Source organism: Nonomuraea sp. JJY05 (assembly GCF_043496855.1).
Lineage (GTDB): Bacteria > Actinomycetota > Actinomycetes > Streptosporangiales > Streptosporangiaceae > Nonomuraea.
Window position 1 is genome coordinate 61,988 of sequence record NZ_JBIEIS010000002.1, and the last position, 14,751, is coordinate 76,738.

18 protein-coding genes are annotated in these 14,751 nt (G+C 70.3%); 9 read left to right on the forward strand and 9 right to left on the reverse strand.

Going from position 1 to position 14,751, the window contains the following annotated elements; genetic code table 11:
• Positions 1-18 precede the first annotated feature (18 nt).
• The 4 genes from ACFKCF_RS02425 (at position 19) to ACFKCF_RS02440 (ending at position 3,444) form a co-directional block, all read left to right on the forward strand.
• Entirely contained in the window at positions 19-528 is a 510-nt protein-coding gene (locus tag ACFKCF_RS02425; RefSeq protein WP_394490137.1) for a TetR/AcrR family transcriptional regulator, read from the forward strand.
• Between the two features lie 16 nt (positions 529-544).
• Positions 545-2,044: a glycerol-3-phosphate dehydrogenase/oxidase gene (locus ACFKCF_RS02430; protein ID WP_394490139.1), complete on the forward strand. Its 1,500-nt coding sequence runs from the start codon at positions 545-547 to the stop codon at positions 2,042-2,044.
• 112 nt (positions 2,045-2,156) lie between these two features.
• Positions 2,157-3,032 carry a sucrase ferredoxin gene (locus ACFKCF_RS02435; protein ID WP_394490141.1) on the forward strand — a complete coding sequence of 292 codons (876 nt, stop codon included), beginning with the start codon at positions 2,157-2,159 and terminating at the stop codon, positions 3,030-3,032.
• A gap of 100 nt (positions 3,033-3,132) precedes the next feature.
• Positions 3,133-3,444, forward strand: a complete 312-nt coding sequence (locus ACFKCF_RS02440; protein WP_080036407.1) for a WhiB family transcriptional regulator — start codon at positions 3,133-3,135, stop codon at positions 3,442-3,444.
• A 110-nt stretch (positions 3,445-3,554) separates the two neighbouring features.
• On the opposite strand, the gene ACFKCF_RS02445 is transcribed toward ACFKCF_RS02440, so the two are convergent.
• Positions 3,555-3,962 carry an NUDIX domain-containing protein gene (locus ACFKCF_RS02445; protein ID WP_394490143.1) on the reverse strand — a complete coding sequence of 136 codons (408 nt, stop codon included), beginning with the start codon at positions 3,960-3,962 and terminating at the stop codon, positions 3,555-3,557.
• Positions 3,963-4,038: 76 nt separating this feature from the next.
• On the opposite strand from ACFKCF_RS02445, the gene ACFKCF_RS02450 reads away from it, so the two are divergent.
• On the forward strand, positions 4,039-4,680 hold the full coding sequence (locus tag ACFKCF_RS02450) for a hypothetical protein (protein WP_394490145.1): 642 nt from the start codon (positions 4,039-4,041) through the stop codon (positions 4,678-4,680).
• 22 nt (positions 4,681-4,702) lie between these two features.
• Here the strand turns inward: ACFKCF_RS02450 and ACFKCF_RS02455 are convergent, their stop codons facing one another.
• Positions 4,703-4,936, reverse strand: coding sequence for a DUF397 domain-containing protein (locus ACFKCF_RS02455; RefSeq protein ID WP_127935054.1), 234 nt, complete (start codon positions 4,934-4,936; stop codon positions 4,703-4,705).
• Positions 4,937-5,071: 135 nt separating this feature from the next.
• Positions 5,072-5,953 (reverse strand): helix-turn-helix domain-containing protein, encoded by an 882-nt coding sequence (locus ACFKCF_RS02460; RefSeq protein ID WP_394490147.1) that lies wholly within the window; start codon positions 5,951-5,953, stop codon positions 5,072-5,074.
• Between the two features lie 231 nt (positions 5,954-6,184).
• On the opposite strand from ACFKCF_RS02460, the gene ACFKCF_RS02465 reads away from it, so the two are divergent.
• Positions 6,185-6,556, forward strand: coding sequence for an ATP-binding protein (locus ACFKCF_RS02465; protein ID WP_394490148.1), 372 nt, complete (start codon positions 6,185-6,187; stop codon positions 6,554-6,556).
• Between the two features lie 20 nt (positions 6,557-6,576).
• Here the strand turns inward: ACFKCF_RS02465 and ACFKCF_RS02470 are convergent, their stop codons facing one another.
• The gene (locus tag ACFKCF_RS02470) at positions 6,577-7,209 is read right to left on the reverse strand and encodes a phosphoribosyltransferase (RefSeq protein ID WP_394490150.1); all 633 of its coding nucleotides are present in this window, start codon (positions 7,207-7,209) and stop codon (positions 6,577-6,579) included.
• A gap of 56 nt (positions 7,210-7,265) precedes the next feature.
• On the reverse strand, positions 7,266-8,363 hold the full coding sequence (rsgA, locus tag ACFKCF_RS02475) for a ribosome small subunit-dependent GTPase A (RefSeq protein ID WP_394490152.1): 1,098 nt from the start codon (positions 8,361-8,363) through the stop codon (positions 7,266-7,268).
• Between the two features lie 357 nt (positions 8,364-8,720).
• Between rsgA and ACFKCF_RS02480 the strand changes: the two genes are divergently transcribed.
• From ACFKCF_RS02480 to ACFKCF_RS02490, 3 genes are all read left to right on the forward strand, one after another.
• On the forward strand, positions 8,721-9,209 hold the full coding sequence (locus tag ACFKCF_RS02480) for a sigma-70 family RNA polymerase sigma factor (RefSeq protein WP_394490737.1): 489 nt from the start codon (positions 8,721-8,723) through the stop codon (positions 9,207-9,209).
• A complete protein-coding gene (locus ACFKCF_RS02485; RefSeq protein ID WP_394490154.1) occupies positions 9,206-9,916 on the forward strand; it encodes an anti-sigma factor family protein in 711 nt (236 codons plus the stop codon). Before ACFKCF_RS02480 ends, ACFKCF_RS02485 begins: the two co-directional genes overlap by 4 nt.
• A gap of 163 nt (positions 9,917-10,079) precedes the next feature.
• A complete protein-coding gene (locus ACFKCF_RS02490) occupies positions 10,080-11,366 on the forward strand; it encodes a CHRD domain-containing protein (protein WP_394490156.1) in 1,287 nt (428 codons plus the stop codon).
• Between the two features lie 239 nt (positions 11,367-11,605).
• Here the strand turns inward: ACFKCF_RS02490 and glyA are convergent, their stop codons facing one another.
• The 4 genes from glyA to ACFKCF_RS02510 form a co-directional block, all read right to left on the reverse strand.
• A complete protein-coding gene (glyA, locus tag ACFKCF_RS02495) occupies positions 11,606-12,856 on the reverse strand; it encodes a serine hydroxymethyltransferase (RefSeq protein WP_394490158.1) in 1,251 nt (416 codons plus the stop codon).
• 105 nt (positions 12,857-12,961) lie between these two features.
• On the reverse strand, positions 12,962-13,237 hold the full coding sequence (locus tag ACFKCF_RS02500) for a hypothetical protein (RefSeq protein WP_394490160.1): 276 nt from the start codon (positions 13,235-13,237) through the stop codon (positions 12,962-12,964).
• 112 nt (positions 13,238-13,349) lie between these two features.
• Positions 13,350-14,282, reverse strand: coding sequence for a YihY/virulence factor BrkB family protein (locus tag ACFKCF_RS02505; RefSeq protein WP_221520089.1), 933 nt, complete (start codon positions 14,280-14,282; stop codon positions 13,350-13,352).
• Between the two features lie 57 nt (positions 14,283-14,339).
• Positions 14,340-14,714, reverse strand: coding sequence for a YccF domain-containing protein (locus ACFKCF_RS02510; protein WP_394490162.1), 375 nt, complete (start codon positions 14,712-14,714; stop codon positions 14,340-14,342).
• Positions 14,715-14,751 lie beyond the last annotated feature (37 nt).

The following is a 14,751-nucleotide window of genomic DNA, read 5'->3' on the forward strand; positions in this document are numbered from 1 at the left end:
ACGCTTACACTGTGACACATGACGTCGATTCGTCACAATGATGGGGTGCTGGACGCGGCCCGCGACTGCGTGCTGGCCTACGGCGTGCGCAGGACGACGCTCACCGACGTGGCGCGCCGGGCGGGGGTGTCGCGGATGACGATCTACCGCCGCTGGCCCGACGTGCGCACGCTGGTCGCGGACCTGATGACCAGGGAATGGGTGCGGGTGGTCGAGGAGCTCGACATGTCGGACCCGGTGCGCGCGGTCGTCGAGGGGGTCAAGGGGCTGCGTTCCCACCCGCTGTGGCGGAAGATCGTGGAAGCGGATCCGGAGCTGCTGCTGCCGTACCTGCTGGACCGGCGCGGCGCCAGCCACGAGGCGATACTCGAGGTCCTGGAGCGCGCCGTCGGCGACCCGGGCAGGGCGCGGGCGGTGCTGCTGGTGGCGCAGTCGTTCCTGCTGTCGGCGCCCACGATGCTCGGCCCCGTGACCATGGACGAGCTCGACGGCGAGCTCACCGCCCTGCTGGAGGCCTATCTTGGATAGCTCGCATGGAGGCACCTTGGACAACGGCTCGCTGAACGCCCGCAGAAGATCCCGTGAGCTGCGCCGGGTCGCGGAGGAACGGCTCGACGTGCTGGTGGTCGGGCTCGGCGCGACCGGCGCGGGCGCCGCGCTGGACGCCGCGTCCCGTGGGCTCAGCGTAGCGGCGATCGACGCGCACGACCTGGCTTTCGGCACGTCCAGGTGGAGCTCCAAGATGATCCACGGCGGCCTGCGCTATCTGGCCAAGGGGCAGGTGGACGTCGCCTACGAGAGCGCGGTCGAGCGCGGCATCCTGCTCCGCACGACGGCTCCGCACCTGGTCTCGGCACACCCGTACCTGCTGCCGCTGACGAAGGGGGTCTCGCGCCGGCAGGCGGCGCTCGTGATGAGCGGCTACCGGCTCGGCGACGGCCTGCGGGCCGCCGCGCGCACGCCGCGCCGGCTGCTGCCCGGCCCGACGCGGCTGAGCGCGGCGCGCACGCGCACGCTGGCGCCCGTCCTCGACGGCGACGGCCTGCGCGGCGCGCTCCTGTCGTGGGACGGGCGGCTGCTGGACGACGCCCGCCTGGTCGTGGCGATCGCCAGGACCGCCGCCGCGCACGGCGCCCGCGTGCTGACCCGCTGCCGCGCGCTGCGGCTCACCGGCCAGGGCGCGCTGGTACGCGACGAGCTGACGGGCGAGGAGTTCGACGTCCGCGCCAGAGTGGTGATCAACGCGGCCGGGGTGTGGGCGGGCGGCCTGGATCCCGAGGTGGAGCTGCGTCCCTCGCGCGGCACCCACCTCGTGCTGACCCAGGGGACGCTGCCCGGGCTGATCGCCGGCATGCACGTGCCCATTCCCGGAGAGACCAACCGATTCGCGCTCGTACTCCCCCAGCGCGACGGCCGCGTGTACGTCGGCCTCACCGACGAACCGGTGGACGGCCCCGTCCCCGACATTCCTGAGGTGCCCGAGGAGGACGTCAGAACGCTCCTGGAGGTGCTGAACGGGGTTCTTGAGACTCAGGTGACCCGGGAGGCCGTCGCGGGCGCCTACGCGGGCCTCAGGCCCCTTCTGGCGGCCGACGGCCGCCCGGCCGACATCTCGCGCAGACACGCCGTTCTTGCACATGACGGGATCGTCACGGTCGTCGGCGGCAAGCTCACGACATATCGGCGGATGGCCGAGGACGCGGTGGATGAAGCGGTCTCGTCCGCGAAACTCCCAGCACGCCGGAGCCGTACCAGGAAGATCCCGCTCGCCGGGGCCGGCCCACGGCCGTCCGGGGTGCCGCACCGGCTGGCCGAGCGGTACGGCAGCGAGGCCGCGGCCGTGCACGAGCTCGTCAAGGCGTACCCGGCGGAGGTCGGCCTCGGCATCACCGAGGGCGAGCTGGTCTGGTCGGTCCGGCACGAGGGCGCGCTCGACGAGGGCGACCTGCTGGACAGGCGGACCCGGATCGGCCTGGTCAAGCAGGACAGGGACCGCGCGCTGCCGACGACACGGGACGTGTTGCAGCGAACCACCCGCGACTGACCCCTCCAATCCGTTAGGTTAGTCTTACCTAATTCGGGTTGAGGAGGGAGAACAGGCGTTGGCGAGGGGCTGCGAGCATCCGGCCGGGTGCCACACCGGACAGGTTCCGACGTTGGCCAGTGCCACCGTGGGAGCCCGGCTGTGGCTGCTCGTCGAATACACCGGCGCCTGGCCCTCGCACCTGGAAAACTTCGAACTTCCTGAAAAAATCTCCGAACTGGTCCGCCGGGCGCTCGAGCGCGGTATCAGGCCCCAGTTGATCCGCCGGCCGGGAAAGCGGACCCGCCCGCAGGAGCAGGGGATCCGTGTGCTACTCGCGTACGCGGTAGGAGACCGCCCCTGGTTGGCGAGCGGTGTCGTCGCAGGTCCCGACGATCTTGACCTGGACGCCTTCGTGGCGGGAGTGGTCCCGGAGTCCTGCATACTTGAAGACGAGCCGGTATTTCTGGTCTGCACGCACGCCAAGCGCAATGCGTGCTGCGCCCGCATTGGACTACCCCTCGCTCGCACGCTGGCCGATTCTTTGCCGGACAGAGTGTGGGAAACGTCACACGTTGGCGGCGATCGCTACGCCGCCAACCTGGTGTGCTTGCCACACGGAATTTTCTACGGCAGCATGTCTCAGGCTGCTGCACTGGCAGCGGCTAACGCGTACCGGTCGGGCGAGGTCATTCTCGACCGCTACCGGGGACGCGCAGGCATCCCTGAGCCATTGCAAGCCGTGGAGCACTTCGCCCGAGCCCATACGGGAGAGTGTTCCGTCGGCGCGGTGGCCGTGGAATCCTCCAGGTCGGACGGCGACGTCACCGTAGCCATCGTGCGAATCAACGCGCGGAACTGCGGCGACGTCCGGCTCCAGGTTGTGGTTGAGCCATCGGTGTTCACAGCGCCGTGTGGTACGGCTTGCGCCGAGACGATCACCACCTACCGGCTGGTTTCGCTGGACAGGCTCGCGCCTGTGCGGTATGCCACGCCCGCTCTCGCCTGAACAGGGAACATCGCGGCCCAACGTTGCGTTGGAACAGTGACGCCATAAGCGTCCAATGCGGCTCAATTACCGAAATACCTCTCACGAAGGTGGTTTTCTCATGTCTCAGGTACGTCGGCAGCTCGCCCGCCCGCGCCCCAGCTGGGGTTGGCAGGATGATGCCGCGTGCCGGGGTGAGGACCTCGTGCTCTTCTTCGGCCCCGACGGGGAGCGGCAGCCCGAGCGTGACGTACGTGAGCGGAAGGCCAAGGCGATCTGCGCCCAGTGCCCCGTCCGCAACGAGTGCCTTGACTACGCGCTGTCCCGTCCGGAGAAGTACGGCACGTGGGGCGGTCTCAACGAAGACGAGCGCGCCTCCGAGCGTCGTCGTCGCATGCGCCGCGCGGCCAGCGCCGGCATCTCCGCCGCCTGACACACCCGGCAGCGTCACCATCATCGCGTGATCAAGCAGTTGTCCCGATGAACCGGAGCCTGGCCCTCCACGCACAGGCTCCGGCGAACCCGGTCGGGACAACTGCCTGATCAGGCAGCACCTCCGAGGGCACCGGCCCGCACGAGCAGCGGCACCACGTGGTCGCGCACGGCAGGCGCGAGGCGCGGCACGTACGCGTCACGCCCGTCCGTCCACCCCAGTGCCGCCAGCTCGGCGGCCGGCCTCGGAACCCCCGAAACCCTGGCGGTGAAGACCGTCATGCGCATGGGCACGCCCTCCAGCGCCGCCACGTCCTCCACGTGGTCGAGCAGGGCCAGGTCGTGCGGGGTCACCCCCAGCTCCTCGGCCAGCTCGCGCGCGAGCGTCTCCTCCGGCTCCTCCCCCGCCTCGGGCTTGCCCCCCGGCAGGTAGAAGACGTCCGGAGCGGCGTGCTTGCTCACGACGAGCAGCCGCCCCCGGTCCACGACCGCCGCGGCGACCACGCGCAACACATCCATGCCCGACAGCATCCCACGCGGCACCGACAAACCGGATCTCCGAAGATTGTCGTCCCCGGCCGATAAGGTGCCCGGCATGACAGGATCCCAGCCCTCCCCCGTGACCGCCGGCGACCTCGACGAGGCCGTCCGGCTGGCCGTCGCTACCCTCCGCGAGGCGCCCGAGACCGCGTGGGAGCGCAGGGCCGGCACGCTGGAGTGGACCTGCTGGGAGACGGTCGAGCACCTGGCCGACGACCTGTTCGCCTATGCCGCCCAGCTCGGGCTCAGGATGCCGCCGCTGGACACCTACGTCCCCTTCATCCTGGAAAGTCGCAGGCCGGAAGGCCCCGCCAACACCATCCACGCCGACCCCAAGGCCGGTCCCGTCGGGCTGCTGCAGGTGCTGGAGTCGTGCGGCGCGATGTTGTCCTCGATGGTGCGCACCACGCCGCCGGAGGTCCGCGCCCACCACGGCTTCGGCGCGGCCGACCCCGAGGGCTCGGCGGCGATGGGCATCGTGGAGACGCTCGTCCACACCCACGACCTGGCCGAGGGGCTCGGGCTCGGGTGGGCGCCGCCGGCCGGGATGTGCGCCCGGGTGCTGGCGCGGCTGTTCCCCGACGCCCCGCGCGACACGGATCCGTGGACGACCCTGCTGTGGGTCACCGGGCGCGCCGACCTCCCCGGCCGTGAGCGCCCGGTGAAGTGGCGCTGGTACAGCGCGCCGCGGTCCTGAGCGGCGCGCGCTCCCCTAAACCTCAGACGATCAGGTCGTCGAACTCGCCGTCCTTGGCCCCCAGGACGAACGCGGTGATCTCCGCCTGGGTGTAGACCAGCGCGGGACCTTCGGGAAAACGTGAGTTGCGCATGGCTATCTCCCCCGTGGGCAGGTTCGCGACCTCGACGCAGTTGCCGTTGGGGTTGCTCCGCTTGCTCTTGCGCCAGACGACAGGAAGGCGGCCGGCGGGCGTTCCGTTCCGGAACTCATGCATGGGGGCAGCTCCTCGCGATCTTACGGATGCACGTGCATCCGCGTTTGCGAGGAGACAATACGGTAACGCGTCGGCCTCCATATAGCGGACGACCAAAAAACCCGATATGGGGTCGGTCACAGGGATATCAGCAGCTCATCGGGAAAGCAGGCCTTCCAGGAAGCGCCTGGTCTCCTTGGGTTCCTCGGCCTGGATGCTGAGCCGGTCCATGACCTCCATGTAGTGGTCGGAGTCGGCGGGTTTGTCCAGGTAGAGGGCGCTGGTGAGCTGCTCCATGTAGACCACGTCGGGCAGCTCCGGCTCGGGGAAGCGCAGGATGCTGAACGGGCCCCCGGCCGCCGCGTGGCCGCCGCGGTCGAACGGCATGATCTGCACGGTGATGTTGCGCTCGGCCGTGAGGTCGAGGAGATGGGTGAGCTGCGCGCGCATGATCTCGGGGCTGCCGATCGTACGGCGCACGACGGCCTCGTCGATCACCGCCCAGACCGTCAGCCCGCTCTCCAGCCGCCCCTGCCGCGTGGTGCGCACCGTCACGCGCCGGTCGAGCTCGGCCCGCGGAGCCTTCTCGTGGGCCAGTTCGATCACGGCCCTGGCGTAGTCGGGGGTCTGGAGGAGGCCGGGCACGAACTGGTTCTCGTACGTACGGATGCTGGAGGCCGCGCCTTCGAGACCGATGTAGACCTCGAACCAGGGCGGCAGCACGTCGCCGTACTTGTGCCACCAGCCGGGGGCGTTGGCCTGCTTGGCCAGGGCGAGCAGCGGCTCACGCTCGGCGGGGTCGGTGACGCCGTACAGCGTCAGCAGGTCGGCCACGTCCCGCTGCTTGAAGCTGACCTGGCCGAGCTCCAGCCGGCTGATCTTGGCGTGAGATGCGCGAATCGAGTACCCGGCGTCCTCGCGCGAGATACCCTTCTCCGTGCGGAGCCTGCGCAGCTGAGTGCCGAGCAGGATCCGCAGCACCGTCGGGCTTCCCGGCGAATGGTTGAGAAGCTTCCCTTCCGCGCTCTCTGCGCTCACCCTGCCGCTCCTAGATCATCTGCACGTGCAGATGCGATCCGCATCCGTAAACGACGAAAAGTCTTGCATCGGTAAGCACTCCCCGTAAAGATGGGCATTGGATCACCAGACCGCGCTTCGGGGGCCAGAATGACGACTTTCGACGCTCGGCCGCAAGCCGCCATCGGTTCTCGGCCACCAGGATGGCTTTCTTCCATTCTGGTCGAGGGGCATGCCTGGGAGTGCGACGCGGTGTTCCCCTTCCACCAGCGGGTCGCGCTCGAGCCGGCCTGCGTGGCGACGGCACGGCGGTTCGTCGATCAGACGCTGACCACGTGGGGGGTGCTGGGGCTCGCCTTCGACGCTCAGCTGGTGGTCTCGGAGCTGGTGACCAACGCGATGCGGCACGGCGGCGGGGCGGCGCAGCTCCGGCTGCTGTCGCACGGGCCGGAGCTGGCGTGCGTGGTGACCGACCACAGCCGGACCGTGCCGGTGGCGACGGCCCCTGACGTGTTCTCCGAGTTCGGGCGGGGGCTGCGGCTGATCGACGCCCTCTGCACCGCCTGGGGCTGGCTGTCGCCCGGCGGCGCCCGCAAGCTCGTCTGGGCCGTGCTCGCCGCCTGACCTCCGGAGCGCGTACGCCCTCATCGCCGCGCCCGGTCGAGCAGTTCGAGCACGTCGGCGTCGGAGAGCTGCTCGAAGTGCTCGTACCACTGGCCGACCGCCCTGAAGTCGATCGGCGTCCGCAGGACCACCACCTCGTCGGCCTCCTGCCGCAGCGAGCCGACGGTCTCGCGGGCCCCGACCGGCACGGCCAGCGTCACCCTGGCGGGCTTGGCCGTGCGGACCGCCCTGAGCGCGGCCCGCGCCGTGCCGCCGGTGGCCAGGCCGTCGTCCACCACGATCACCTCCCGCCCCTCCAGCGAGGGCAGCGGGCGGTCGCCGCGGTAGGCGAGCACCCTGCGCGCCAGCTCATGCCGTTCCTTGTCGACCACGTCCGCCACCGACTCGGGCGTCATGCCGAGGCGGCGCAGCAGCGTGCGGTCGAAGACGGGCTCGCCGCCCTCGGCTATCGCGCCCACCCCCAGCTCCGGGGTGGGCGGATAGCCGATCTTCCGCGTCACGAGGACGTCGAGGGGGGCGCCGAGCCTGCGCGCGATCGGCAGGGCCACCGCCACGCCGCCGCGGGGCAGGGCGAGCACGACGGGGTCGCGCACGTCCTCCAAGCGCTCGGCCAGCAGCTCCCCGGCCTGGGCACGGTCTGCGAAGAGCTCCATGACCAGTGCCCTACCCGCTCAGACGCGCTCCTCGCCTCACCTGCGGCGGCGGGCCTCTAGGGCCGGTTGCGGCCCGAGCGGCGCATCTCCTTGGTGATGAGCTTCCACTTGTTCTGCTGCTCCTTGCGCAGGCGGGCGTCGGTCCTGGAGGCCATCCAGGCCGCCTCCCGCTGCAGCTTGCGCCAGCTCTCAAGCCGCCGCTCCGGCAGCTCCCCGGTCTCCAGGGCGGCCAGCACCGCGCAGCCCGGCTCGCCGGAGTGCCCGCAGTCGCCGAAGCGGCATCGTCCGGCCAGCGCCTCGATGTCGGAGAAGACCAGGTCGACGCCGTCGGCGATGTCGTAGAGGCCGATCCGCCTGATCCCGGGCGTGTCGATGACCAGCCCACCCCCGGACAGCGGGATGAGCTCCCGGTGCACGGTGGTGTGGCGGCCCCGCCCGTCGGCGGCGCGCACCTGCTGGGTCTCCATGACGTGCTCCCCGGCCAGCGCGTTGACCAGGGTGGACTTGCCGGCTCCCGACGGGCCGAGGATCACGGCCGTACGGGATCCCTCCAGGTAGCCGGCGACCAGCGACACCCCGTCGCCGTGCAGGGACGAGACCGCGTGCACGTCCACCCCGGGCGCGGCCACCCGGACGTCGGCGAGCAACTGGTCGAGACCGTCCTCGAACAGGTCGGACTTGGTGATGAGCACCACGGGCGTGCCGCCGGACTCCCAGGCCAGCGCGACGAGGCGCTCGATGCGGCTGAGGTCGGCGAAGTCCGTGGAGTGCATGGACGGCTCGGCCACGAAGACGACGTCGACGTTCGCGGCGAGCACCTGGCCCTGGCCGTCGCCGGACAGGCCGCCCACCGAGTCGCGGCTCACGCCGCCCCTGATGAACGCGGTCGTCCGCGGCAGGACCTCGTCGAGCTCGTAGCGGCCCTCCGGGAGCAGCCTGAGCGAGACCCAGTCGCCCACGCACGGCAGCGCGACCGGGTCGGCGGCCGACGCCCTGCGGACGCGGGCGCCGTACTTGACGTGAAGCTGACCCTCCGCCGCGATCACCTCGGCGGCGCCGCGGTCGACGCGGGCCACGCGGGCGGGGACGGTGTCAGCGGGCAGCTCGGCGGCGCGGAAGTCGGTCCAGCCGAGCAGGGAAAGATCGTGAGACAACGCAGGAAACCTTTGATCGAGAAGGGAAACCGGGCAGCTCAGCGCAGCCCGAGAAGGTGGACGAAGGGCACACGGAACAGGACGACCCGCATAGTCCTCACCTCCTCGATCAGTTGCCGCAGACTCTACGCACCTCTCCCGTACGGATGCAATCGGATTAAGTATGGCGATCTGTTGAACCCTGCCTGGGCGGCTGGCCGTACCACCTGCCGACGGACCCGAGAAAGGGGAATGATGCACACCAGCACTTATCCCCCGCCCTCGGCCGAGGGAGCCGCCCCCATGGGGAAGCCGCGTTTTCGCCACTGGATCCGCCGCGTGCGGCCGGATGACGGGGTGCCAAATGACGAGGCGGCAGTGTCCGCGCTCTACCGGGAGTATCACAGGCCGCTGCTGGCCTTCGTGATCAGGTTGACGGCGGGCGATCGGCAGTGGGCGGAAGACGTGGTGCAGGAGACCATGATCCGGGCTTGGCGCAGTGCGGAGCAGCTCGATCCCGAGTCGGTCTCGCTGATGCCCTGGCTGGCGACGGTCGCCAGACGTATCGTGATCGATGACCGGCGGCGCCGGGACGCCCGCCCTCATGAGTCGGGTGACGGGCCGCTGGAGACGATGCCCGTGCCCGACGAGATGGAGGGTCTGCTGCACCAGGTGGTCGTGTCAGAGGCGCTGAAGGCGTTGTCGCCGGCCCACCGCGAGATCCTCAACGAGACGATCTTGCGTGACCGGTCGGTCAACGACGCCGCCGAGGCGCTCGGCATCCCGGTCGGCACTGTGAAGTCCCGGGTCTACTACGCCGTTCGCGCGCTGCGGATCGCACTTGAGGAGAGGGGGGTGACGGCGTGACTTCGAGAGTCGAGCACACGGACGTGGGCGCGTACGCGCTCGGTCTGCTGGAGGAGGACGACAGGCACGCCTTCGAGGCCCATCTCCTGGGCTGCGCCCCCTGTCGCGCCGAGCTGTCCGATCTGTCCGGCATGGCCAGCGTGCTGAGCGGGATCGGCCCGGTGGAGGACTACGGGGCGCCGTCCCCCGAACCGGTGATCGATCTGCTCCAGCGCAAGAGGAGGACCGACAGGAAGACCCGCAGGGGGACGTTCGTGATCGGGATGGCGGCGGCGGTCACGCTGGTGGCCGGCGGGCTGACGATCGGCACGCAGCTCTCCGCCGACGACGTCCCCCAGATCGCCCAGGGCCACGGCAACCACATGGGCCCGGCCGAGCAGTTCTACGCCGACGGCACGCCCATCGAGGGGAAGGGCGTCGACGGGGTCACCGGCGGGCTGGTGGTCGAGTCGAAGGCGTGGGGCACGCACGCCGCGCTCAAGCTGGCCGGGGTGAAGGGGCCGCTCGAGTGCGAGCTGGTCTCGGTCGGCAAGTCGGGTGAGCGCCGGGTGATGACCGGGTGGTCCGTACCTCCAGCCGGGTACGGAGTGCCGGGTTCGCCCGATCCGCTCTACATGCACGGCGGCAGCGCCACGCCGATCAAGGAGATCGACCATTTCGAGGTGGTCACCTCGACAGGCAAGAAGCTGCTCACCATCAGCGCCTGACCCGCCAGGCGCTCCAAGCCCTCCCGCCGCTGGTGGGAGGGCTTTTTCATGCCTCCGGGCCTGTGTGCAAAATTACGGATTCGCGGGTTGAACCTCTGCCGGTGCCGGGCGCGTACTGCCTGCCGTACCAACCGGAATATCAAACCGTTTAAGAGGTTTAGTTATGTTCATCCGAAAGTTCATGATTCCTGGCACGCTGCTGGCCGCCGCCCTGCTCGCCTCCCCCGCCGCGCCGGCGAACGCCTCCGGTGACGACGTCTATCTCGCCGCCGGCCTGCGCGGCGCCAACGAGGTGGGCGTCAAGGGCGACGCCGACGGCCGTTCGACGGTCGTGATCAGGATCAGCGGGAACGAGGTCACGTTCGCGGCCCGCTGGAACAAGATCGGCACGCCCACCGCCGGCCACGTCCACCTGGGCGCGAAGGGCGTCAACGGGGACGTCCGGCTCGAGTTCTTCACCAAGCCGCTGCCCGCCGGCGTGCTCGGCGTCACCGGCACCGTCAGGGCGGACAACGAGCTGGTCAAGGCGCTCATCGACGACCCCGGCGGCTTCTACGCCAACCTGCACGACGCCAAGCACCCCAAGGGGGCGGTCCGCGGCCGGTTCCACCGGCTGAACAAGCCGATCGACCTCAACGGCGTGCTGCAGGGCAGCAACCAGGCCACGCTCTCCTCGCGCGCCGACGGGGCGCAGGAGGTGGCGGAGAACGACGGCAAGAAGCGCGGCGACCAGGACGGTCAGGCCGTCTGGTGGCTGCGTCCCGGCGGCTCGTCCATCGCGTACACGGCCTACTGGTCGGGCCTCGGCGCGGTCACCAACGGCCATCTGCACAAGGGTTCGGCAGGCGGGAACGGTCCAGTGGTCGCGGACCTCTTCGCGGGCGCCCTGCCGGAGAACGTGACCGGCGTCGCGGGCGAGGCCCCGGTCGCCGCCGGCGTCGTCAAGCGCATCGCCGCCCACCCCGACCGCTACTACGCGAACCTGCACACCTCCGACTTCGACGGCGGCGCCGTGCGCGGCCAGCTGTCCGACCGGCCGTTCACCCACCCGCGCGCGCTCACCGCCGAGGTGCTGCGCGGCGCGCAGATCTACTCCTGCACGGCGCAGCCGAACGGCGGGTACGCCTTCACCCAGCTGGGCGTCTCGGCCAAGCTGCGGCGCGGGATCGACCACTCGTTCGTCACGCCCGCCGCGGGACCGCCGCAGTGGATCGCTCCAGACGGCAGCGCGGTGCGCGGCGCGGTCGTCACCAAGACGCCCAACGGCGACGGCAACATCCCCGAGCTGGTGCTGGACGCCACCCAGGCGGGCAAGGACAGCGGGCTGCTCGCGCACGCCACGCAGATCCTGCGCCTGAACACCACCGGCGGCGTCGCGCCGTCCGGCGCCTGCACGCCGGGTGCCGAGGCCCGGGTCCCGTACGGGGCCGACTACCTGTTCCTGGGCTGAGGCCTTCCGGGGGGCGATTCGGTCCCGTCCCCTGGAACGCCTTCCCCGGTCGATCCGGCCCACGTCCCCCGGGCCGCCGGTCGGCCGACCGCGAGCGGGGCACTCCGGCCCGCCCCGCCCGCACCGAACGCCCCGCCGCACTCCGGGAGCCCGTGCGGCGGGGCGTTCGCCGTCTGCGCGCTACGCGGGCCGGGGTGGGACGGCGTGGCGGATGGGTCACCCGCCACGCCGTGAATGGCTTACAGGCCCGGGGCCGGGAACTGGGCGGTGAGCTCGCTGACCTCGTGGTGCACGCGGGTGATGACGTCCTCCGCGTCCCCCTTGGCCAGGGCCGTGACGACCTCGTCCATCCAGGCGCCGATCTGGCGCATCTCGGCCTCGCCCATGCCCCGGGAGGTGACGGACGGGGTGCCGATGCGGATGCCCGACGGGTCGAACGGCTTGCGGGGGTCGAACGGGACCGTGTTGTAGTTGGTCTCCAGCCCCGCCCGGTCGAGCGCCTGGGCGGCGGGCTTGCCGCCGATGCCCTTGGGCGTGAGGTCGAGCAGGATCAGGTGGTTGTCGGTGCCGCCGGAGACCAGGTCGAACCCGCGCGAGGCGAGCTCGTCGGCCAGGGTCTTGGCGTTGGCGACGACCTGGTGGGCGTAGTCGCGGAACGACGGCTGGGCGGCCTCGTGGAGCGCGACGGCGATGGCGGCGGTGGTGTGGTTGTGCGGGCCGCCCTGCAGGCCGGGGAAGACGGCCTTGTTGAGCGCCGTGGCGTGCTCGTCGGACGTGGCCATCAGCATGGCGCCGCGCGGCCCGCGCAGCGTCTTGTGCGTGGTCGTGGAGATCACGTCGGCGTGGCCCACCGGGGACGGGTGCGCGCCGCCCGCCACCAGGCCCGCGATGTGGGCGATGTCGGCGGCCAGCACGGCCCCGACCTCGCGGGCGATCGCGGCGAAGCCCTCGAAGTCGATGGTGCGCGGGATCGCGGTGCCGCCGCAGAAGATCAGCTTCGGCCGGTGCTCGAGGGCGAGCTGGCGCACCTCGTCGAGGTCGATGCGGCCGGTGTCCTTGCGCACGCCGTAGCGAACCGGGTTGAACCACTTGCCGGTCGCGGAGACGGACCAGCCGTGAGTGAGGTGGCCGCCGAACGGCAGGCCCATGCCCATGACGGTGTCGCCCGGCTGCAGGAACGCCATGTAGATGGCGAGGTTGGCGGGCGAGCCGGAGTAGGGCTGGACGTTGGCGTGGTTGACGCCGAACAGCGACTTGGCCCGCTCGATGGCCACGGTCTCGACCTGGTCGATGACCTGCTGGCCCTCGTAGTAGCGCTTGCCCGCGTAGCCCTCGGAGTATTTGTTGGTGAGGACGGTGCCGGTGGCCTCGAGCACGGCCTTGGACACGTAGTTTTCGGACGCGATGAGCTTGACGGTGTCGGCCTGGCGCCGCTCTTCCGCCTTGATGAGCTCGGCGATCTGCGGGTCGACGCTCGCGAGAGAACTCATGATTCTCCTGTCATCGTTGACAATTGCGAAGACCCAGGCGCACGGCCTCCGCTCCTTTCGCTCCCCGGTGGTCGATCCCACCAAATGCGCCAGTCGCGTCTCCTCCTAGACGATAGCGGATGTCACAGGGCCCATCCGTCGCGTCACGATGACCGTCCACCGCAGGCGCACCGAGCCGCCCTGGCGGGTCAGGAAGTCGATCTGGACGCTCATCGTGCTGCGGGCGGCGGGGGTCCCGGCGTCGTTGCCCGGCGACTCCCACGGGCGCTCCACGGCGAGCGTGACGGCCGCGCCGAGCACGGCGGCGGGCCGGGTCCTTGTCCAGCGCCCGCTCCACCGGCGGCCTGATCCGCTCGTCGAGCCCGTCGAGCACGGGCGCATGATCGATCACCCGGTAGACGACCTCCGCCACTCCGCCGGTGCCGCCTTCGCCCAGCTTGCGCACGAGGATGTACGGCCCGACTCTCCGCTGCGCCTCCATGTCGGGAGGACTCTATTTGGTACGGCTGACGCCCGGCCAGAGCCGGTCCACCTCGGCGTTCAGGATGGCCCCGATGAGCACGGCCAGGGCGGTGATGTAGAGCCAGAGGAGCACGGCGATGGGCGCGGCCAGCGACCCGTAGACGGAGACGGGCGAGAACCAGGCGGCCAGCACGGCCCGCAGCACCGCCGCGCACACGATCCACAGGAAGAGCGCCAGGATCGCGCCGGGCAGCTCCCGGTACCACTTGGTCCGCACCGGCACGCTGACGTGGTAGAGCACGGTCAGGAACAGGACCGAGCCGATGATCACGACCGGCCAGTAGAGGATGTCGATGAGGACGCCGTACTGGGCGGGCAGGGCGTCCCTGAGCAGGGTCGGGCCGATGACCAGGATCGGCATGACGATGATGCCGATGATCAGGCCGACGACGTAGAGGCCGAACGACATCAGCCGGGTGCGGATGATCCCGCGCTCCTCGCCGAGTCCGTAGGCCACGGAAATGAGGTCGACGTACACGTAAAGAGCCCTGGAACCGGACCAGAGCGACAGCAGGAAGCCGACCGAGATGATAGACACCTTGCTCGCGTCGTCACTGAGGACGTCGGTAAGGAGCGGGTTGATCACCTTGTTCACGGCCTCTTCCGTGAACAGCACCCCCGCCTGCTCGATCACCCACGCCTTGACCTGGGCGACCACGCTGGAGCCCAGCCACGTGCCGAGCTTGGCCAGCACGCCGATCAGGCCCAGCACGAACGGCGGCAGCGACAGCAGCGCGAAGAACGCCGCCTCGCCCGCCAGGCCGGTGACCCGGTAGGTGACGCCGGCGTTGGTGGCCGCGCGGACGATCGCCCACGATTTCGTGTCGAGCACCCAGCTCAGCCTGGCCCTGGCGTTGGAGACGAGCCCTCTCTTCGGCCGGGGAGGCGCATCGGTGGACGTCATGGCACCCAACGGTATTCGCAGTGACTCTTCGGGACAGCTTACGTCCCGGAGACTGCCCTAGTCGTTGTCGACGATGCGTGCGCCCAGCGGAAGCAGGGAAACGGGGACGAGTTTGAGGTTCGCGACGCCCATCGGGATGCCGATGATCGACAGGAACAGCGGGATCGACGTCACGACGTGGCCGATGGCGAGCCATACGCCGGCGACCACGCACCAGATGACGTTGCCGATCAAGGAGAACGCGCCCGCGTCGGGGTCGCGTACCACGGTCCTGCCGAACGGCCACAGCGCGTACGCCGCGATCCGGAACGACGCGACGCCGAACGGGATCGTGACGATCAGGATGCAGCAGATGATCCCGGCCAGCGCGTAGCCGGCGGCCAGCCAGAGTCCCGCGAAGATCAGCCAGATGACGTTCAGAATCGTGCGCATACTCGCAGGATGTCATCGGCCGGGCCGCCCGCGTCAT

Excerpts from the sequence above, each read along its gene's own strand:
- ACFKCF_RS02425 (WP_394490137.1), top strand. The coding sequence starts at position 19 with ATGACGTCGATTCGTCACAATGATGGGGTGCTGGACGCGGCCCGCGAC.
- ACFKCF_RS02440 (WP_080036407.1), top strand. The coding sequence starts at position 3,133 with ATGTCTCAGGTACGTCGGCAGCTCGCCCGCCCGCGCCCCAGCTGGGGT.
- ACFKCF_RS02445 (WP_394490143.1), bottom strand. The coding sequence starts at position 3,962 with ATGGATGTGTTGCGCGTGGTCGCCGCGGCGGTCGTGGACCGGGGGCGG.
- ACFKCF_RS02450 (WP_394490145.1), top strand. The coding sequence starts at position 4,039 with ATGACAGGATCCCAGCCCTCCCCCGTGACCGCCGGCGACCTCGACGAG.
- ACFKCF_RS02455 (WP_127935054.1), bottom strand. The coding sequence starts at position 4,936 with ATGCATGAGTTCCGGAACGGAACGCCCGCCGGCCGCCTTCCTGTCGTC.
- ACFKCF_RS02470 (WP_394490150.1), bottom strand. The coding sequence starts at position 7,209 with ATGGAGCTCTTCGCAGACCGTGCCCAGGCCGGGGAGCTGCTGGCCGAG.
- ACFKCF_RS02490 (WP_394490156.1), top strand. The coding sequence starts at position 10,080 with ATGTTCATCCGAAAGTTCATGATTCCTGGCACGCTGCTGGCCGCCGCC.
- glyA (WP_394490158.1), bottom strand. The coding sequence starts at position 12,856 with ATGAGTTCTCTCGCGAGCGTCGACCCGCAGATCGCCGAGCTCATCAAG.
- ACFKCF_RS02500 (WP_394490160.1), bottom strand. The coding sequence starts at position 13,237 with ATGCGCCCGTGCTCGACGGGCTCGACGAGCGGATCAGGCCGCCGGTGG.
- ACFKCF_RS02505 (WP_221520089.1), bottom strand. The coding sequence starts at position 14,282 with ATGACGTCCACCGATGCGCCTCCCCGGCCGAAGAGAGGGCTCGTCTCC.
- ACFKCF_RS02510 (WP_394490162.1), bottom strand. The coding sequence starts at position 14,714 with ATGCGCACGATTCTGAACGTCATCTGGCTGATCTTCGCGGGACTCTGG.